Origin of the sequence: Enterobacter sp. HK-058-C-ECC (genome assembly GCF_047531125.1) — a bacterium.
GTDB lineage: Bacteria > Pseudomonadota > Gammaproteobacteria > Enterobacterales > Enterobacteriaceae > Enterobacter > Enterobacter quasiroggenkampii.
This window is the reverse complement of sequence record NZ_JBLKCH010000002.1, coordinates 617,841-637,327: the sequence shown is the minus strand read 5'-3', so window position 1 is coordinate 637,327 and position 19,487 is coordinate 617,841. Positions and strand designations below refer to the sequence as shown.

General features: G+C 56.4%; 18 protein-coding genes. 10 read left to right on the top strand and 8 right to left on the bottom strand.

The window, feature by feature from the left end; translation table 11 throughout:
- Nucleotides 1-7: 7 nt before the first annotated feature.
- Nucleotides 8-1,018 (top strand): Holliday junction branch migration DNA helicase RuvB, encoded by a 1,011-nt coding sequence (gene ruvB, locus ACMWJS_RS07110; RefSeq protein WP_008500449.1) that lies wholly within the window; start codon nucleotides 8-10, stop codon nucleotides 1,016-1,018.
- Nucleotides 1,019-1,070: 52 nt separating this feature from the next.
- Here ruvB and znuB read toward each other — a convergent pair whose 3' ends face one another.
- Nucleotides 1,071-1,856, bottom strand: a complete 786-nt coding sequence (znuB, locus tag ACMWJS_RS07105) for a zinc ABC transporter permease subunit ZnuB (protein WP_048029424.1) — start codon at nucleotides 1,854-1,856, stop codon at nucleotides 1,071-1,073.
- Nucleotides 1,853-2,608, bottom strand: a complete 756-nt coding sequence (znuC, locus tag ACMWJS_RS07100) for a zinc ABC transporter ATP-binding protein ZnuC (RefSeq protein WP_048029425.1) — start codon at nucleotides 2,606-2,608, stop codon at nucleotides 1,853-1,855. Before znuC ends, znuB begins: the two co-directional genes overlap by 4 nt.
- A gap of 77 nt (nucleotides 2,609-2,685) precedes the next feature.
- Between znuC and znuA the strand changes: the two genes are divergently transcribed.
- The 3 genes from znuA to lpxM all read left to right on the top strand — a co-directional run bounded on the left by znuA (nucleotide 2,686) and on the right by lpxM (nucleotide 6,058).
- A complete protein-coding gene (gene znuA / locus ACMWJS_RS07095; protein ID WP_045908280.1) occupies nucleotides 2,686-3,630 on the top strand; it encodes a zinc ABC transporter substrate-binding protein ZnuA in 945 nt (314 codons plus the stop codon).
- Nucleotides 3,631-3,645: 15 nt separating this feature from the next.
- A complete protein-coding gene (gene mepM, locus ACMWJS_RS07090) occupies nucleotides 3,646-4,965 on the top strand; it encodes a murein DD-endopeptidase MepM (protein ID WP_048029426.1) in 1,320 nt (439 codons plus the stop codon).
- A gap of 121 nt (nucleotides 4,966-5,086) precedes the next feature.
- Nucleotides 5,087-6,058: a lauroyl-Kdo(2)-lipid IV(A) myristoyltransferase gene (lpxM, locus tag ACMWJS_RS07085; RefSeq protein WP_045908211.1), complete on the top strand. Its 972-nt coding sequence runs from the start codon at nucleotides 5,087-5,089 to the stop codon at nucleotides 6,056-6,058.
- 45 nt (nucleotides 6,059-6,103) lie between these two features.
- Here the strand turns inward: lpxM and pyk are convergent, their stop codons facing one another.
- Complete coding sequence (gene pyk / locus ACMWJS_RS07080; RefSeq protein WP_008500455.1) at nucleotides 6,104-7,546, bottom strand: pyruvate kinase; 1,443 nt, start codon at nucleotides 7,544-7,546, stop codon at nucleotides 6,104-6,106.
- Between the two features lie 140 nt (nucleotides 7,547-7,686).
- Nucleotides 7,687-8,556, bottom strand: a complete 870-nt coding sequence (locus tag ACMWJS_RS07075; protein ID WP_023312229.1) for a MurR/RpiR family transcriptional regulator — start codon at nucleotides 8,554-8,556, stop codon at nucleotides 7,687-7,689.
- Between the two features lie 356 nt (nucleotides 8,557-8,912).
- Here ACMWJS_RS07075 and zwf point away from each other — a divergent pair, with 356 nt between their 5' ends.
- From zwf to kdgA, 3 genes are all read left to right on the top strand, one after another.
- Nucleotides 8,913-10,388 carry a glucose-6-phosphate dehydrogenase gene (gene zwf, locus ACMWJS_RS07070; protein WP_023312228.1) on the top strand — a complete coding sequence of 492 codons (1,476 nt, stop codon included), beginning with the start codon at nucleotides 8,913-8,915 and terminating at the stop codon, nucleotides 10,386-10,388.
- A gap of 233 nt (nucleotides 10,389-10,621) precedes the next feature.
- Entirely contained in the window at nucleotides 10,622-12,433 is a 1,812-nt protein-coding gene (edd, locus tag ACMWJS_RS07065) for a phosphogluconate dehydratase (protein WP_048029427.1), read from the top strand.
- Between the two features lie 39 nt (nucleotides 12,434-12,472).
- On the top strand, nucleotides 12,473-13,114 hold the full coding sequence (kdgA, locus tag ACMWJS_RS07060) for a bifunctional 4-hydroxy-2-oxoglutarate aldolase/2-dehydro-3-deoxy-phosphogluconate aldolase (RefSeq protein WP_008500459.1): 642 nt from the start codon (nucleotides 12,473-12,475) through the stop codon (nucleotides 13,112-13,114).
- A gap of 41 nt (nucleotides 13,115-13,155) precedes the next feature.
- On the opposite strand, the gene purT is transcribed toward kdgA, so the two are convergent.
- The gene (purT, locus tag ACMWJS_RS07055) at nucleotides 13,156-14,334 is read right to left on the bottom strand and encodes a formate-dependent phosphoribosylglycinamide formyltransferase (protein WP_334755050.1); all 1,179 of its coding nucleotides are present in this window, start codon (nucleotides 14,332-14,334) and stop codon (nucleotides 13,156-13,158) included.
- 171 nt (nucleotides 14,335-14,505) lie between these two features.
- On the opposite strand from purT, the gene ACMWJS_RS07050 reads away from it, so the two are divergent.
- On the top strand, nucleotides 14,506-15,156 hold the full coding sequence (locus ACMWJS_RS07050; RefSeq protein ID WP_008500461.1) for a tellurite resistance TerB family protein: 651 nt from the start codon (nucleotides 14,506-14,508) through the stop codon (nucleotides 15,154-15,156).
- Nucleotides 15,157-15,241: 85 nt separating this feature from the next.
- A complete protein-coding gene (gene ptrB / locus ACMWJS_RS07045; RefSeq protein WP_414746848.1) occupies nucleotides 15,242-17,302 on the top strand; it encodes an oligopeptidase B in 2,061 nt (686 codons plus the stop codon).
- Here the strand turns inward: ptrB and exoX are convergent.
- From exoX to ACMWJS_RS07030, 3 genes are all read right to left on the bottom strand, one after another.
- Entirely contained in the window at nucleotides 17,299-17,961 is a 663-nt protein-coding gene (gene exoX, locus ACMWJS_RS07040; protein ID WP_008500463.1) for an exodeoxyribonuclease X, read from the bottom strand. The genes ptrB and exoX overlap by 4 nt on opposite strands.
- A 24-nt stretch (nucleotides 17,962-17,985) precedes the next feature.
- Nucleotides 17,986-18,636: a carbon-nitrogen hydrolase family protein gene (locus ACMWJS_RS07035; protein WP_045908215.1), complete on the bottom strand. Its 651-nt coding sequence runs from the start codon at nucleotides 18,634-18,636 to the stop codon at nucleotides 17,986-17,988.
- 110 nt (nucleotides 18,637-18,746) lie between these two features.
- The gene (locus tag ACMWJS_RS07030) at nucleotides 18,747-18,977 is read right to left on the bottom strand and encodes a DNA polymerase III subunit theta (protein ID WP_008500465.1); all 231 of its coding nucleotides are present in this window, start codon (nucleotides 18,975-18,977) and stop codon (nucleotides 18,747-18,749) included.
- Between the two features lie 137 nt (nucleotides 18,978-19,114).
- Between ACMWJS_RS07030 and yobA the strand changes: the two genes are divergently transcribed.
- Nucleotides 19,115-19,486, top strand: coding sequence for a CopC domain-containing protein YobA (gene yobA, locus ACMWJS_RS07025; protein WP_069718993.1), 372 nt, complete (start codon nucleotides 19,115-19,117; stop codon nucleotides 19,484-19,486).
- Nucleotide 19,487 lies beyond the last annotated feature (1 nt).

Below are 19,487 nucleotides of genomic sequence, written 5' to 3'. Positions count from 1 at the left end.
GTAAAGGATGATTGAAGCAGACCGCCTGGTTTCGGCAGGCACTGTTCAGGCAGAAGATGTGGTGGATCGCGCGATTCGCCCAAAACTGCTTGATGAGTACATTGGCCAGCCGCAGGTTCGTTCCCAGATGGAGATTTTTATCCAGGCGGCAAAACTGCGCGGCGATGCGCTCGATCACCTGCTGATTTTTGGCCCTCCGGGGTTGGGCAAAACCACGCTGGCGAATATCGTCGCTAATGAAATGGGCGTAAACCTGCGCACCACCTCCGGCCCGGTGCTGGAGAAGGCGGGCGATTTGGCGGCCATGCTGACCAACCTCGAACCGCATGACGTGCTGTTTATCGATGAGATCCACCGTCTGTCACCGGTGGTGGAAGAGGTGCTCTATCCGGCGATGGAAGATTATCAGCTGGATATCATGATTGGTGAAGGTCCGGCTGCGCGTTCCATCAAAATCGATCTGCCGCCGTTTACCCTGATTGGCGCAACGACGCGAGCCGGGTCGTTGACCTCTCCACTGCGCGATCGTTTCGGGATCGTGCAGCGTCTGGAGTTTTACCAGGTGGCCGACCTCCAGCACATCGTTGGCCGCAGCGCCCGCTATATGGGGCTGGAGATGAGCGAAGAGGGGGCGTTTGAAGTGGCGAAACGTTCCCGCGGTACGCCGCGTATTGCCAACCGCCTGCTGCGCCGCGTGCGTGACTTTGCTGAGGTGAAGCACAACGGTTCGATCTCCGCTGAGATCGCCGCGCAGGCGCTGGATATGCTTAACGTCGATGCTGAAGGTTTTGACTACATGGACCGCAAGCTGCTGCTGGCGGTGCTGGACAAGTTCTTTGGTGGCCCGGTCGGGCTGGATAACCTGGCGGCGGCAATCGGGGAAGAGCGTGAAACCATTGAGGACGTGCTTGAACCGTATCTGATCCAGCAGGGGTTCCTGCAGCGCACACCGCGTGGACGTATGGCGACGGTGCGGGCGTGGAATCATTTCGGCATTACGCCACCGGCAATGCCGTAAGCAGCGATAATTTGTAGCCCCGGTAAGCGAAGCGCCACCGGGGACATGTCCACTACTGCGCGGTCTTCTTCATCATACTGAAGATAAACAGCACCGCTGCACTCAGCACTACGGACGGCCCCGCAGGCGTGTCATAGAACGCCGAGAAGGTGAGTCCACCCGTTACCGCAATCATTCCGACAATCACGGCCACACCGGCCATCTGCTCCGGCGTACGGGCAAAACGACGCGCCGTAGCCGCAGGGATGATCAGCAGTGACGTAATAATCAGCGCCCCGACAAACTTCATCGCCACGCCAATGGTTAACGCCGTTACCAGCATCAGCAGCAGCTTAACGCGCTGCAGCTTCACGCCGTCGACAAACGCCAGGTCCGGGCTGACGGTCATGGCCAGCAGGTTACGCCACTGCCAGAGTAGAATGCCGAGCACCACCACAACGCCAATCGCGATAGCGATGAGATCGTCTGGCGTGACGGCCAGCAGGTCACCGAACAGGTAAGCCATCAGATCCACGCGGATATTCGACATCAGACTGACCACCACCAGGCCCAGCGACAGGGCACTGTGCGCCATGATGCCAAGCAGGGTATCGATGGCGAGGTGAGGGCGCTTTTCCAGCCAGACCAAACCGGCCGCCAGCAGCAGCGTAACCACAATCACCGCGTAGAACGGGTTGACGTTCAGCAGCAGGCCAAAAGCCACGCCCAGCAGGGACGCGTGCGCCAGGGTATCACCGAAGTAAGACATTCTGCGCCACACCACAAACGAGCCGAGCGGGCCCGCGGCGCAGGCAAGCATAATCCCGGCCAGCCAGCCGGGCAGTAACAGTTCAATCATGAGTGTCCATTTCCCCGACGCAGAACGATTCGTCCCTGCAAATCATGGCGATGATTATGATGATGGCGATAGATGCCGAGCTGTTCAGCGCCGCGAGGGCCGAACATGGAAATAAATTCCGGATGCATGGAGACCACTTCAGGCGTGCCGGAGCAGCAGATATGGTGGTTAAGACACAGCACTTCGTCAGTCTTTGCCATCACCAGATGCAGGTCGTGGGATACCATCAGCACCGCGCAGTTCAGTTCCCGGCGCAGCTGGTCAATGAGGTCGTATAGCGCGACCTGGCCGTTGACGTCTACACCCTGCGTCGGCTCATCCAGTACCAGCAGCTGCGGGCTGCTGAGCAACGCGCGGGCAAGTAAAACGCGCTGCGTTTCTCCGCCGGACAGTTTTTGCAGCGGCGCATCGACTAGATGGCCCGCCTGCACGCGCTTCAGCGCCGGGAGAATATCGGCTTTACGCGTGCCGGGGCGCAGGCGCAGGAAACGGCTCACCGTCAGCGGCAGTGTGGCGTCGAGGTGCAGTTTTTGCGGCACATAGCCGATGCGCAATTTTTCCTCGCGCGTGATCACGCCTTCATCGGGTGCGACCAGACCCAGCACCACACGTACCAGAGTGGATTTGCCTGCGCCATTGGGGCCGAGCAGCGTCAGAATTTTGCCGGGCTTCAGATCGAGCGACACGTCAGAGAGGACGCGGCGCTGGCCAAATGAGACCGAAATATTTTCAAGGGAAACCAATGTCGTCATGTCATTTTAAGCTTGAAGAAGTCAACGAATGTTATAATATCACATTCCACGCATTCACTACGATGATTAGTCGCATTATGTTACATAAAAATACGCTTCTTTTCGCAGCATTATCCGCTGCCCTTTGGGGTACAACCGCACAAGATGTTAACGCTGCGGTTGTCGCTTCGCTTAAACCACTCGGGTTCATCGCGTCAGCCATTGCTGACGGGGTAACAGAAACCCAGGTTCTGCTCCCGGATGGTGCATCGGAGCATGATTATTCCCTGCGCCCTTCCGATGTAAAACGCTTACAAAACGCGGACTTAGTTGTCTGGATCGGTCCGGAGATGGAAGCGTTTATGCAGAAGTCAGCAAAACAGGTGGCGGGTGAAAAACAGGTCGCGATTGCCGACCTCCCCGGCGTGAAACCGTTACTCATGAAAGGGGCGGATGACGACGGCGACGAACATGACCATCATGCTGCCGACGGTGAAAAAGGTGATGGAGATCACCATCACGGCGAGTACAACATGCATCTTTGGTTATCCCCAGAGATAGCGCGGCTTTCAGCGGTTGCAATCCATGACAAATTAGTGGAACTTATGCCGCAAAGTCGAGCCAAACTAGACGCCAACCTGAAAGATTTTGAGGCACAATTAGCCGCAACCGATAAGCAGGTTGGTAATGAGCTCGCACCGTTGAAAGGAAAAGGGTATTTCGTTTTTCATGACGCCTACGGCTATTACGAAAAACACTACGGTTTGACCCCGCTGGGTCATTTTACCGTCAACCCTGAAATTCAACCTGGTGCGCAGCGTTTACATGAAATCAGAACACAGCTGGTTGAGCAAAAAGCGACATGCGTTTTTGCTGAGCCACAGTTCAGGCCAGCGGTCGTAGAAGCCGTGGCCAGGGGGACATCCGTGCGCATGGGGACCCTTGACCCGCTAGGAACGAATATCCAGTTGAGCAAAGCGAGCTATTCGCAGTTCCTCAGCCAACTGGCGAACCAGTATGCGAGCTGCCTGAAAGGAGATTAACGAGGAAGTGAATACGTGCAACAGATAGCCCGCTCTGTCGCCCTGGCATTTAACAATCTGCCTCGACCCCACCGCGTCATGCTGGGGTCGCTTACAGTACTCACCTTAGCGGTCGCCGTCTGGCGGCCCTATGTTTACCACCCGAGTTCTGCCCCTATCATCAAAACCATCGAGCTTGAAAAGAGCGAAATCCGTTCTTTGCTGCCTGAAGCCAGCGAGCCTATCGACCAGTCGGCTCAGGAAGATGAAGCTATTCCACAGGATGAACTGGACGATAAAACCGAGAACGAAGCGGGTATTCACGAATATGTTGTTTCTACCGGGGACACGCTGAGCAGCGTGCTGAACCAGTACGGCATCGACATGGGGAATATCAGCCAGCTGGCGGCGGCAGATAAAGATCTTCGCAACCTGAAAATTGGGCAACAGCTCTCCTGGACGTTAACGGCCGATGGCGATCTGCAGCGTCTGACCTGGGAAATGTCCCGCCGCGAAACCCGCACCTACGATCGCACGGCGACGGGCTTTAAAATGACCAGCGAAATGCAGAAGGGCGACTGGGTTAACAGCGTTCTGAAAGGCACCGTGGGGGCAAGCTTTGTTTCCAGCGCGCGTGATGCAGGGTTGACCAGCGCTGAAATCAGTTCGGTGATCAAAGCCATGCAGTGGCAGATGGATTTCCGCAAACTGAAGAAGGGCGATGAGTTCTCCGTTCTGATGTCCCGCGAAATGCTGGACGGTAAGCGCGAGCAAAGCCAGCTGCTGGGCGTGCGTCTGCGCTCCGAGGGCAAAGATTACTACGCGATCCGTGCCGAAGACGGTAAGTTCTACGACCGCAGCGGTACGGGCCTTGCAAAAGGCTTCCTGCGCTTCCCGACGGCTAAACAGTTCCGCGTCTCCTCCAACTTTAACCCGCGTCGTCTGAACCCGGTAACCGGGCGTGTCGCACCGCACCGTGGCGTTGACTTTGCCATGCCGCAGGGCACACCGGTTCTGGCGGTAGGGGATGGTGAAGTGGTGGTGGCCAAACGTAGCGGTGCAGCTGGGTATTACGTCGCGGTACGTCATGGCCGTACGTATACGACCCGCTACATGCACCTGCGTAAGCTGCTGGTTAAACCGGGCCAGAAGGTGAAACGTGGCGATCGTATTGCGATCTCCGGTAATACCGGACGCTCTACCGGCCCGCATCTGCATTATGAAGTGTGGATTAACCAACAGGCAGTGAACCCGCTGACGGCGAAACTGCCGCGCACCGAAGGCCTGACAGGTAAAGATCGTACTGATTATCTGGCGCAGGTGAAAGAGGTGTTGCCGCAGCTGAGCTTAGACTAAGCCCTCTGTTTTTGTTAAAAAAGCCGGCGCACACTGACGCCGGCTTTTTCTTTTGTGCGCGGACGACTGCCTCGCTACACTATCTGAATAATTTTTTGCGTCATCAGACCCTGGATCCAGCATGGAAACCCAAAAAAACAATATTGAATACATTCCTGAGTTTGAAAAATCCTTTCGTCATCCGCGCAACTGGGGCGCCTGGCTTGGCGTTTATGCCTTTGCAGGGATAGCGATGCTGCCGGCTTCCGTCCGCGATCCTGTCCTGGGTAAAATTGGCCGTCTGGCTGGGCGTTTTGGCAAGAGTGCTCGCCGTCGCGCGCAGATCAACCTCTATTACTGTTTTCCGGAAAAGAGTGATGCCGAGCGCGAGGCAATCATTGATGAGATGTATACCACCGCACCGCAGGCCATGGCGATGATGGCGGAGCTGGCGCTGAAAGGGCCGGATAAAATTGTCGATCGCGTTGACTGGAAAGGGCTGGAAATCATCGAGGAGATGCGTCGCAATGACGAGAAAGTCATTTTCCTTGTCCCACACGGCTGGGGCGTTGATATTCCGGCGATGCTGATGGCCTCTCAGGGCCAGAAGATGGCGGCAATGTTCCACAATCAGGGCAATAAGATCTTCGATTTTGTCTGGAATACGGTGCGTCGTCGTTTTGGCGGACGCCTGCATGCCCGTAACGATGGCATTAAGCCCTTCATTCAGTCGGTACGTCAGGGATACTGGGGCTACTATCTGCCGGATCAGGACCACGGTCCCGAGCACAGCGAGTTTGTCGATTTCTTTGCGACTTATAAAGCGACGCTCCCCGCGATTGGTCGCCTGATGAAAGTTTGTCGTGCCCGGGTGATCCCGCTGTTCCCGGTCTATGACGGCAAAACGCATCGCCTGAGCATTGAGGTTCGTCCGCCGATGGACGATCTGCTCACCGCCGATGACCACACCATTGCGCGTCGGATGAACGAAGAGGTGGAGATTCTGGTGGGACCGCATGCCGAACAGTACACCTGGATTTTGAAGCTGCTTAAAACGCGCAAACCGGGCGAAACAGAGCCGTATAAACGCAAAGAGTTGTATCCAACGAAATAAAAAAAGCCCTCTCCATCTGGAGAGGGCTTTTTAACAGAGACGTTATTACTCGACGGTCATAACGCGGGTGGTGTTGGTTGAGCCGATGGTGCTCATCACATCACCCTGGGTCACAATAACGATATCACCTGACACCAGATAGCCTTTGTCGCGCAGCAGGTTTACGGCATCGTGCGCGGCGGCCACGCCGTCATTGGTGCTGTCGAAGTGAACCGGCGTCACGCCGCGGTACAGCGCCGTCAGGTTCAGCGTACGTTCGTGACGGGACATGGCGAAGATCGGCAGACCCGAGCTGATACGCGAGGTCATCAGCGCGGTGCGGCCAGATTCGGTCATGGTGATGATCGCGGTAACGCCCTTCAGATGGTTTGCCGCATACATTGCTGACATCGCAATCGCTTCTTCCACGTTGTCGAACTGCACGTCCAGACGGTGTTTAGAGACGTTGATGCTTGGGATCTTTTCAGCGCCCAGGCAGACGCGCGCCATGGCGGCCACGGTTTCTGCCGGATACTGGCCCGCTGCGGTTTCTGCGGAGAGCATCACCGCATCGGTTCCGTCCAGCACGGCGTTTGCCACGTCCATGACTTCTGCACGGGTTGGCATCGGGTTAGTGATCATCGATTCCATCATCTGAGTCGCGGTGATCACCGCGCGGTTCAGCTGACGTGCGCGACGAATCAGGGCTTTCTGAATACCGACCAGCTCAGGGTCGCCGATTTCCACACCCAGGTCGCCGCGCGCAACCATCACCACGTCAGACGCGAGGATCACGTCGTCCATGGCATCCTGATCGCAAACGGCTTCTGCACGCTCAACTTTGGCGACGATTTTGGCATCGCAGCCTGCATCGCGTGCCAGGCGACGCGCATAGTTCAGATCTTCGCCGCAGCGCGGGAAGGAGACAGCAAGGTAATCAACGCCGATCAGCGCAGCCGTCACGATGTCCGCTTTGTCTTTATCGGTGAGCGCTTCTGCAGAGAGGCCGCCGCCCAGTTTGTTGATGCCTTTATTGTTGGAGAGCGGGCCGCCGACGGTAACTTCGGTGAACACTTTCATGCCCTGAACTTCCAGCACTTTCAGCTGTACGCGACCGTCGTCAAGCAGCAGGATATCGCCAGGTACGACGTCAGCCGGGAGGCCTTTATAGTCGATACCGACTTTTTCTTTATCGCCTTCGCCTTTGCCCAGGTTGGCATCCAGCAGAAATTTGTCGCCGATATTGAGGAAAACTTTCCCCTCTTTAAAGGTGGAGACACGAATTTTTGGACCCTGCAAATCGCCGAGGATAGCAACGTGGCGGCCCAGTTTAGCTGCGATTTCACGCACTTTATCGGCACGTAATTTATGGTCTTCTGGCGTACCGTGAGAGAAGTTCATACGCACCACGTTGGCACCGGCGGCGATAATTTTTTCGAGATTATTATCGCGATCGGTGGCCGGGCCTAAGGTGGTTACGATCTTGGTTCTGCGAAGCCTTCTGGACATGTAATACTCCGTTGACTGAAACAACTTTGGTGTTGCGTGAACATTGAATCGGCCTTCATCTGCTGCAAGGCAGCGGTGAGGGGACCGAATGCCGTAAATCGTTACATCGTCATTATTCGTGACGTATTCGTTATCAACTATCAGGGAACATCGCTCTTTATAAGCAATTCTTTATCAAAACGCGATTCCTTCAGCGCTTCCTTGACCCGCTTCAAGTTATCCCGGAATTTTGCCCCCCGACGTAAGGTAAAACCGGTCGCGAGCACGTCAATCACGGTAAGCTGGGCCAGGCGGGAGACCATCGGCATATAAATGTCGGTATCTTCCGGCACGTCGAGGGTGATCGCCAGCGTTGCCTCACGCGCCAGCGGCGTGCCTGCCGTTGTGAGGGCAATCACCATGGCATCGTTTTCACGGGCCAGCTGCGCCAGCTCAACCTGACTCTTGGTGCGGCCGGTATGCGAAATCAGTACCACGACGTCATCTTCACTGCAATTCATACAGCTCATGCGTTGCAGGACAATGTCATCGGAATAAATCACCGGGACGTTAAAGCGGAAAAATTTGTTCATGGCGTCATGCGCGACGGCTGCCGACGACCCGAGCCCAAAGAACGCAATTCGCTTGGCCTGGGTGAGTAAATCCACCGCGCGATTCACGGAGCTCATGTCCAGTGACTGACGGACGTGGTCGAGCGAAGCCATGGCCGACTCAAAAATTTTCGCGGTATAGGCATCAACGCTGTCGTCTTCATCCACATTACGATTAACATAAGGGGTGCCGTTAGCCAGACTTTGAGCCAGATGCAGTTTAAAATCAGGAAAGCCGCGTGTTTCCAGGCTGCGGCAAAAGCGATTGACCGTGGGTTCGCTAACACCCGCTTCCTGTGCCAGAGCGGCGATGCTTGAATGAATCGCCTGAGCGGGAGAGGCGAGAATGACCTCGGCCACTTTTCGCTCGGATTTGCTAAGGTGTTCCAGTTGAAACTGGATTTTTTCCAGCATGTTCATGTTAACAGGATGCTCATGGGTGTAAACGATTTCATAAATTGATGAAATCGTGATTCGATTTAGCCGATATTACCCTTGTGGCTTCCATTAAGGGTAACAATCGACAAGATAATGTTGTTGTTTTTTTTCATTACTTGATCGGTGTCGGGTTTTGCTATGACCCTGTTGCGCAAAGAAACGACGGTTGTTGCGTCATTAAGCCGTCGAAATCATCCGAAGGGTGAAAAATCGCGGTATCGCACGCGACGATAAGCGCTAATGGTTTCGGGAATGACGTAAAAGCAGTACAGTGCATTGTAATAAAATTACAACGATACCTGGCAGAAGTACCAGGTGATCCAACTGAGGAGAATGACATGGCGGTAACGCAAACAGCCCAGGCATGTGACCTGGTCATTTTCGGCGCGAAAGGCGATCTTGCACGCCGAAAATTGCTGCCTTCCCTGTATCAACTGGAGAAAGCGGGCCAAATTCATCCGGATACCCGTATCCTGGGTGTAGGGCGCGCCGACTGGGACAAGGACGCTTATACCAAAGTCGTCCGCGAGGCGCTCGAAACTTTCATGAAGGAAAAAATTGATGAAAGTTTGTGGGATACCCTGAGTGGACGTCTCGATTTCTGCAACCTGGACGTTAATGACGTCAGCGCGTTTACCCGCTTAGGCGCGATGCTGGATCAGAAAAACCGTGTCACGATTAACTATTTCGCCATGCCGCCAAGCACCTTCGGCGCCATCTGCAAAGGCCTGGGCGAAGCCAAACTGAACGCCAAACCGGCGCGCGTCGTGATGGAGAAGCCGCTGGGTACGTCGCTGGCAACCTCGCGTGAAATCAACGACCAGGTGGGCGAGTTCTTTGAAGAGTGCCAGGTCTACCGTATCGACCACTATCTCGGTAAAGAAACGGTACTGAACCTGCTGGCCCTGCGTTTTGCTAACTCCCTGTTTGTGAATAACTGGGACAACCGCACTATCGACCACGTGGAAATCACCGTGGCAGAAGAGGTGGGTATTGAAGGCCGCTGGGGTTACTTTGACCAGGCCGGCCAGATGCGCGACATGATCCAGAACCACCTGCTGCAGATTCTGTGCATGATTGCCATGTCTCCACCGTCTGACCTGACGGCAGACAGCATCCGAGACGCAAAAGTGAAAGTGCTGAAATCGCTGCGCCGCATCGACCGCTCCAATGTGCGTGAGAAAACCGTTCGCGGCCAGTACACCGCCGGGTTTGCGCAGGGCAAAAAAGTGCCGGGCTACCTGGAAGAAGAGGGCGCGAACAAGTCCAGCAACACCGAGACGTTCGTGGCGATCCGCGTGGACATCGACGACTGGCGCTGGGCGGGTGTTCCGTTCTACCTGCGCACCGGTAAGCGTCTGCCTGCCAAGTGCTCCGAGGTAGTAGTCTACTTTAAAAACCCGGAACTGAACCTGTTCAAAGAGTCCTGGCAGGAGCTGCCGCAGAACAAGCTGACCATTCGTCTGCAGCCGGACGAGGGCGTGGATATCCAGATCCTGAACAAAGTGCCGGGCCTGGATCATAAACACAACCTGCAGACCACCAAGCTGGATCTGAGCTACTCCGAAACCTTCAACCAGACGCACCTGGCCGATGCGTACGAGCGTCTGCTGCTGGAAACCATGCGCGGTATTCAGGCGCTGTTCGTGCGTCGCGATGAAGTGGAAGAGGCCTGGAAATGGGTCGACTCCATCACCGAAGCCTGGGCTGCCGATCAGGATGCGCCAAAACCGTATCAGGCGGGTACCTGGGGACCTGTCGCGTCGGTGGCGATGATCACCCGCGATGGCCGCTCCTGGAATGAGTTTGAGTAATATAATCCGCTAGCCCGAAAGTGTTATTTTACCGGTAACATGATCTAACACAGCTCGTGGCACAATTTTCAACTTTTAAGCTCCGCGTGGATTCACCCGCGGAGCTTTTTTTATTACACTGCCGGAAGTGATTTTGCCCCTGAGCTCCGGACAGCAAGCGTTTCAGCGTTGTTAACAACTGCCAGCGACTTTGTAAACTCCCGAGCCCGGACAGATAAATGAGAGGAGCTTTTATGAATCCGACATTGTTACGCGTAACACAGCGCATTATTGAGCGCTCGAAAGAGACCCGTTCGGCCTACCTCGCCCGGATTGAGCAGGCAAAGAGCAACACCGTCCACCGATCTCAACTGGCCTGCGGTAACCTGGCGCACGGCTTCGCCGCCTGCCAGCCTGACGATAAAGCGTCGCTGAAAAGCATGTTGCGTAACAATATCGCTATCATTACCGCCTATAACGATATGCTCTCCGCGCACCAGCCCTATGAGGTTTACCCGGATATCATCCGTAAAGCGTTGCACAGCGTGAATGCGGTCGGCCAGGTGGCGGGTGGGGTACCCGCCATGTGCGACGGCGTAACGCAGGGTCAGGACGGTATGGAGCTCTCCCTGCTGAGCCGCGAAGTGATTGCCATGTCCGCGGCGGTGGGTCTGTCACACAACATGTTTGATGGCGCGCTCTATCTCGGCGTGTGCGACAAGATTGTTCCGGGCCTGGTGATGGCCGCGCTGTCGTTTGGTCATCTGCCTGCGATCTTCGTGCCCTCGGGCCCAATGGCAAGCGGACTGCCGAATAAAGAAAAAGTCCGTATCCGCCAGCTGTACGCGGAAGGGAAAGCAGACCGTCAGGCGCTGCTGGAGGCGGAAGCCGCGTCCTACCATGCGCCGGGCACCTGTACGTTCTACGGTACCGCGAACACGAACCAGATGGTGGTGGAGTTTATGGGGATGCAGCTTCCGGGCTCATCCTTTATCCAGCCGGACGCGCCGCTGCGCAAAGCGCTGACCGAGGCCGCGGCCCGTCAGGTCACGCGTCTGACCGGAAACGGCAACGAATGGATGCCGATGGGCAAAATGGTCGACGAAAAGGTCATCGTCAACGGGATTGTCGCGCTGCTGGCAACCGGTGGGTCAACCAACCACACCATGCACCTGGTGGCCATGGCGCGTGCTGCGGGCATTCTGATTAACTGGGATGACTTCTCCGAGATCTCTTCCGTGGTGCCGTTGATGGCGCGCCTGTACCCGAATGGTCCGGCGGACATCAACCACTTCCAGGCCGCGGGCGGCGTACCGCTGCTGATGCGCGAGCTGCTGAAAGGTGGTCTGCTGCATGAAGATGTCAACACCGTGGCGGGCTTTGGCCTGCAGCGCTACACCCAGGAGCCATGGCTGAACAACGGCGAGCTGGACTGGCGTGATGGGGCGAGCGCGTCTCTTGATGCGCAGGTTATCGCCACCATCGACAAACCGTTCTCTCCTCACGGTGGCACCAAAGTGCTCAGCGGTAACCTCGGTCGCGCGGTGATGAAGACCTCTGCCGTACCGGAAGAGAACCAGATTATCGAAGCGCCGGCGGTGGTATTTGAAAGCCAGCACGACGTATTACCTGCCTTTGACGCCGGTCTGCTCGATAAAGACTGCGTGGTGGTGGTGCGTCATCAGGGGCCAAAAGCCAACGGAATGCCAGAATTACATAAACTTATGCCACCACTTGGTGTATTATTGGACCGCCGTTTCAAAATTGCACTGGTGACCGATGGACGCCTCTCTGGCGCCTCAGGTAAAGTGCCTTCAGCCATCCACGTGACGCCGGAAGCGTACGACGGTGGCCTGCTGGCGAAAGTGCGTGACGGTGACATGATCCGCGTTAACGGTCAGACAGGCGAGTTAACCCTGCTGGTGGATGATGCCGAACTGGCGGCACGTCAGCCCCATATTCCTGACCTGAGCGCGTCGCGCGTGGGAACAGGACGCGAAATGTTTGGCGCGCTGCGTGAGAAACTCTCCGGTGCTGAGCAGGGCGCAACCTGTATTACGTTTTAAGACGACTTGATTTTAACGATCTGGCGAGAGAAAACTCTGATGAAAAACTGGAAAACAAGTGCAGAAGCAATCCTGACCACGGGCCCTGTCGTGCCGGTTATCGTGGTAAACAAGCTGGAGCACGCTGTACCGATGGCGAAAGCGCTGGTTGCGGGCGGCGTTCGCGTTCTGGAAGTGACCCTGCGTACCGCCTGCGCGATGGACGCCATTCGCGCCATTGCTAAAGAAGTGCCGGACGCCATCATCGGTGCGGGTACCGTGACGAACGCAAAACAGCTGGCTGAAGTGACCGAAGCGGGCGCACAGTTTGCCATCAGCCCGGGCCTGACCGAGTCGCTGCTGAAGGCCGCGACCGAAGGCACTATTCCGCTGATCCCGGGTATCAGCACCGTCTCTGAACTGATGCTGGGCATGGACTACGGTCTGAAAGAGTTTAAATTCTTCCCGGCGGAAGCGAACGGCGGCACCAAAGCGCTGCAGGCGATTGCGGGTCCTTTCTCCCAGGTACGTTTCTGCCCGACAGGCGGTATCTCTCCTGCCAACTACCGTGACTACCTGGCGCTGAAAAGCGTGCTGTGCATCGGTGGCTCATGGCTGGTTCCGGCGGATGCGCTGGAAGCGGGCGACTGGGATCGCATCACAAAACTGGCTCGCGAAGCGGTGGAAGGCGCGAAGCAGTAAGTCATTCGTCGCATGAAAAACGGGCCTTTCGGCCCGTTTTTTTATCCCTCTACCTTAACGCTTGCTGCGGCCGCTTTCGCTCTTGCCACGGCGTCGTCAACGTTATCCGCGGTGGCTAATGCCACGCCAAGACGACGGGTACCGTCGATCTCCGGCTTACCGAACAAACGTACCTGCAACCCGGCACCCACCGCCGCGTCGACGTTATCAAACGTAACGTTCTGGCTGGTTAACTGCGGCAGGATCACCGCCGAGGCGGCCGGGCCGTACTGACGGATACCGCCGACGGGCAGGCCGAGGAAGGCACGCACGTGCAGAGCGAACTCGGAAAGATCCTGCGAAATCAGCGTGACCATGCCGGTGTCATGCGGGCGCGGGGAGACCTCGCTGAAAATCACTTCATCACCGCACACAAACAGCTCCACGCCGAACAGGCCATAGCCGCCCAACGCCAGGACGGTTTTACGGGCGATCGCCTGCGCACGTTCCAGCGCCAGAGCGCTCATCTGCTGCGGCTGCCAGGATTCGCGGTAATCGCCATCCTCCTGGCGGTGACCAATCGGGTCGCAGAAATGGACGCCGTCAACGGCGCTGACGGTCAGCAGGGTGATCTCGAAATCAAACTTCACCACGCCTTCGACGATGACGCGACCGGCACCGGCGCGGCCACCCTGCTGGGCGTAATCCCACGCCTTATCGAGCGTGCTGCCGTCGCGAATGAAGCTCTGTCCTTTACCGGAGGAGCTCATCACCGGCTTAACGATGCACGGGTAACCAATCTCCTCTACGGCCTGCAGGAATGCGGCCTTATCGCCAGCAAAATGATAGCTCGAGGTGGGCAATTCCAGCTCTTCCGCCGCCAGGCGACGAATGCCCTCGCGGTTCATGGTCAGCTTTGCGGCTTTCGCGCAGGGCACCACGCGCTGGCCTTCCTGCTCAAGCGCAATCAGCGTATCGGTGGCGATGGCTTCAATTTCTGGTACCACGAAATCGGGTTTCTCGCGCGTAATCAGCTCGCGAAGGGCATCGCCATCCAGCATGTTAATCACATAAGAACGATGGGCGACGTGCATGGCGGGCGCATCGGCGTAACGGTCTACGGCAATGACTTCTACGCCTAAACGCTGGCACTCAATAGCGACCTCTTTTCCCAGCTCGCCCGATCCCAACAGCATCACTCGCGTCGCCGCAGGTCGCAGCGCGGTTCCTAAACGAATCATAACAATCCCCCTGAAAAAGTTGCGGGCAGTATAAACGAAAACGTTTGCGTCTGTCTTGTGCACCGCTAGGCGCGGGAGGAAGAAATTTGCGCTTCTTTAGCCCGGCCAGACATTTCCTGACGCCTGCTCGCTTACGCTGTGGAACATATTCACCGTTAAGTGAGGGAAACCATGTCTGGCTGGCTAAATCAATTGCAATCACTGTTAGGGCAGAAAACATCGTCTTCCGGAGAGCGGGACCTCAGTAAACTGCTGGTACCCGGGGCGCTCGGCGGCTTGGCTGGCCTGCTGGTCGCGAATAAATCCTCGCGCAAGCTGCTGGCAAAGTACGGGACAGGCGCGCTGCTGGCCGGTGGGGGCGCCATTGCGGGCACCGTCCTGTGGAATAAATACAAGGACAGGGTCCGGACCGCGCACAGCGACGAACCGCATTATGGCGAGCATACCTCGCCGCTGGATCTGCGTACTGAACGGTTGATCCTGGCGCTGGTTTTTGCCGCGAAAAGTGACGGGCATATTGACGATAAGGAACGACTGGCGATCGAACAGCAGTTGCGTGAAGCTGGCGTTGAAGAGAAGGGCAGAGCGCTGGTGGCGCAGGCCATTGAACAGCCTCTGGAGCCGCAGCGTCTGGCGCAAAGCGTGAAAAATGAGGAAGAGGCGCTTGAACTCTATTTCCTCAGCTGTGCCGCCATCGATATCGATCACTTTATGGAACGCAGCTACCTGAATGCGCTTGGAGACGCGCTGAAGATCCCCCAAGACGTGCGTGAGGGCATTGAGCGGGATATCCGGGAACAAAAACAGGCGTTACAGGGCTAGTGCTCGCCGTTGCGATCCGGTTTCGCTTGCATCATGCGTGGGTTTTGCCAACCTTATAGGGTGTAAAACTCAAAAGAATGATGACATGCCACCGAAAGCCCGACGTATACCTTATGCGATCACCACGCATGGCGATACGCGTATAGACAACTATTACTGGCTACGGGACGATTCGCGCTCCCGGCCAGAGGTGCTCGACTATCTGCACGAGGAAAATGACTACGGCCGCAAGGTCATGTCCAGCCAGCAGACGCTTCAGGACCAGCTGCTGAATGAGATGGTGCAGCGCATTCCTCAGCGCGATATCTCGGCGCCCTGGACCAAAAACGGCTATCGCTACCGCCATATTTACGAGCCCGGCAACGAGTATCCCATCTACCAGCGTCAGTCGGTGCTGAGCGCCGAATGGGATGCGTGGGATATTCTGCTGGATGCCAACCAGCGCGCCGCCCACAGCGAGTTTTATACTCTGGGCGGCATGTCCATTTCACCGGATAACGCGGTAATGGCGCTGGCGGAGGATTATCTCTCGCGTCGCCAGTACGGCCTGCGTTTTCGCAATCTGGACACCGGCAACTGGTATCCTGAAATGCTGGAAAACGTCTCCCCGGATTTTGTCTGGGCGAATGATTCCGAGACGGTTTACTACGTCAAAAAGCATGCCTCTACGCTGCTGCCTTATCAGGTATGGCGGCATACCGTGGGAACGGACTCTGCAGACGACGAGCTGGTCTATGAAGAGAAAGACGAAACGTTCTATGTCAGCCTGCATAAAACCTCCTCGCGCCATTATGTGATTATCTTCCTGGCCAGCGCCACGACGTCGGAAATCCTGCTGCTGGATGCCGAACTGCCCGATGCCCAGCCGCTCTGTTTCCTGCCGCGTCGGAAGGATCATGAGTACAGCCTGGATCACTTCCAGCACAGCTTTTATCTGCGTTCGAATCGCGAGGGTAAAAACTTTGGTCTCTATAAAACCAAAGTGCGCGATGAGCGCAAGTGGGAGGTGCTTATTCCCGCGCGGGATCAGGTGATGCTGGAAGGGTTCACCCTGTTCACCGACTGGCTGGTGGTGGAGGAGCGTCAGCGGGGGCTGACCAGTATCCGGCAAATCAACCGTAAAACGCGGGAAGTGGTGGGGATCGCGTTCGACGACCCGGCCTATGTGACGTGGATTGGTTTCAACCCGGAACCTGAATCCTCGCGGCTGCGCTACGGCTACTCATCGATGACCACGCCGGACACCCTGTTTGAGCTGGACATGGATACCGGGCAGCGCCAGGTGATTAAACAGACCGAGGTCAAAGGGTTTGAGTCTGAAAACTACCGCAGCGAGCACCTGTGGGTCACCGCCCGGGATGGCGTCGAGGTCCCCGTCTCGCTCGTCTATCACAAAGCCCACTTCCAGAAAGGCAAAACCCCGATCCTGGTGTACGGCTACGGCTCCTACGGCTCAAGCATGGATGCCGATTTTAGCAGCAGCCGATTAAGCCTGCTCGATCGCGGCTTTGTTTTCGCCATCGCCCATATTCGCGGCGGCGGTGAGCTGGGGCAGCACTGGTATGAGGACGGGAAATTCCTGAAAAAGAAAAACACCTTCAATGACTACCTCGACGTCTGCGATGCGCTGATTGAGCAGGGCTATGGCGATCCGCAGCTCTGCTTTGGCATGGGCGGCAGCGCGGGAGGCATGCTGATGGGGGCGGTGATCAACCAGCGCCCCGAGCGCTTTAAGGGAATTGTCGCGCAGGTGCCGTTTGTCGATGTGGTGACGACTATGCTCGATGAATCCATCCCGCTTACAACAGGGGAGTTTGAAGAGTGGGGCAATCCGCAGGATGAGATTTACTACCGCTATATGAAAACGTACAGCCCGTACGATAACGTGGAAGCGAAAGCCTATCCCCACATTCTGGTCACCACCGGTCTGCATGATTCTCAGGTGCAGTACTGGGAGCCGGCAAAATGGGTGGCGAAACTGCGGGAGCTGAAAACCGACGACAACCTGCTGCTGCTGTGTACCGATATGGACTCCGGTCACGGCGGGAAATCGGGTCGATTTAAATCTTACGAAGGGGTTGCTCTGGAATATGCCTTCCTGATTGGCCTGGCGCAGGAGACGCTGCCAGGCCGTGCGGAGCGTTAAGCTTCGCCCAGATAATGTTTCAGCGTCAGGCGCAGTTCCGGGCTCATTTTGTCGAGGTTGTTATACAGCCAGCGCAAATAGCCCGGGTCTTTATCCGCAATATCCGACACCGCTCTGCCCCGGTATTTACCAAAAGTAAACGTGGTCAGCAGTGCGGGGCGTCCGGTAATCGTTGCCATATCGTCCGGCGTCCAGCCCGAGGTGTTCATAATATCGATGAGTAGCGCGGCGGTGATATAGCAGTCATACAGGGCCCGGTGATGGTGAAGCCCTTCAGGCGTGCGGACGCTGAGCTTGCGGGACTTGTACAGCGCCATATTGCTGTATTTAATGCCCGGCCAGAGGCGACGCGCCAGCTTCATGGTACAAATCCATTCCCCCGGCATCTCAGGTAGCACCCGGCGGTCAAAACTGGCGTTATGCGCGACGTACCAGGGGCTACCGTAATAGTGGGGAATGATCTCTTCGATCCACGGCTTGTCCGCCACCATCGATTCGGTAATGCGATGGATAGCCATCGCCTGAGGGCTGATGGGGCGGTCGGGACGCACCAGATGGCTCATTGGGTTGACGATTTTACCATCAACCACGTCGACAGAGGCCACTTCCACAATTCCGCCCTGAAGATCGCAAGTTTCGGTATCGATGACGCGCAGCATTGAACACTCCTGAGCTTAAAACGCCTAGCCTAAAGGAATGATATCGCCTTGCCAACCCTCTCCGCCGAGCGTGCCGGTCAACAGCAGCTCGCCCCGATCGGCGCGGACGATCAACTGACCTTTTTCATCCCACAGCGCGCTACCGCCGCAGGCGTTCGCCATCAGCACCGCAATGGCATATTTATGCGCGAAGCGCTGCAGGGTACTGATGGACTGCCGCCAGCGGTGATCCTCCACGGACTGGCTGCTGGTAAACAGCGACGCTCTGGGATCGAGATTGGGGGAATCGGCATGCGCATCAATAATGCTGAGCTGTTTCTCCCCCGGCACCAGGCTGGCACCGCTACCTTGCGGGTAGCGCAGGATGCGGTGACGGGCGGGCGTGAAGAGCGCGAGGCCTTTCTGGCGCTGACCGTTCCGTTCCAGGGGGAGCCCGGCAATCACGGTAATCCGGTAAAAATGCGCCGCGTCCAGCAGCGGTTCCAGCTGCGCGTCATCGGGTGGGGGAGGTAGCGTAGTGTTACCCGAGCCTGTTAATGAGAGTTCAGGGAACACCAGCAGATCGCACCGCTGCCGTGCTGCTTCGGCGATGAAGCGCAGGTGGTGCGTGATATGGTCATCGACACTCTGATGCTGCCCACCATACTGGGCTGCCGCTATATTCCAATGTGACATCGTGACTTCCTTATACACTGAGTCGCAGAGATTTAAGAATGCACCTAAATTTATCAGGGTTTTCTTATCCTGCCAGATTCAGCGTAAGGAAGTGTAACGGCTCGTTAAGCTTATTTAACTTTAGGTTCGTACGGTAAACGGGAGAGGTTAACCGAGGCGAGACGGTGGGCGATGAGTCTTTCGCGAAACCAGTCGCGCAGATGGGCGGGCTGTTCCCGTTCAACGACTTCAGCCACGACAGGCATGTTGTAACGCTCTTTGAACGCGACGCCAGCGGCAGCGAGATCGACATTCACTTTATCCATCTCGTCCTGTGGAAGGGCGGCCAGATTGATCTTCATTACCTTCTCCTTTTTCTGCGGCGGCAACGTTACCGCGATTGCACGACGATGACAAGCGGAGGCAGGATGTTCCTCGACTCGTTTATTATACAGCGTTATTCTTTAGCATACAGACATAACAAAAAGGAATGATTGCGATGGGTTTCTCCGCTTCCCGCGCGGTATGCGCACTGGTTTTTCTGACCTCTACAATGATGACCTCCTCCGCACTGGCGCATGCGCATCTTAAGCAGCCGATCCCGGCAGCGGACAGCGTGGTGAGCGCTCCGCAGGCACTTACACTGCATTTTTCAGAAGGCATCGAACCGGGATTTAGCGGTGTGGTGGTGACGGACGCACAAAAGCAGGTCATCAAAACGGGTACCGCTACGCGAGACGAAAAGAACAAGACGCAACTCACCGTTCCGCTGGAACAAACGCTGACGTCAGGGACGTACCAGGTGGACTGGCATGTCGTCTCTGTAGACGGTCATAAAACCAAAGGCAGCTATCACTTTAGTGTGAAATAGC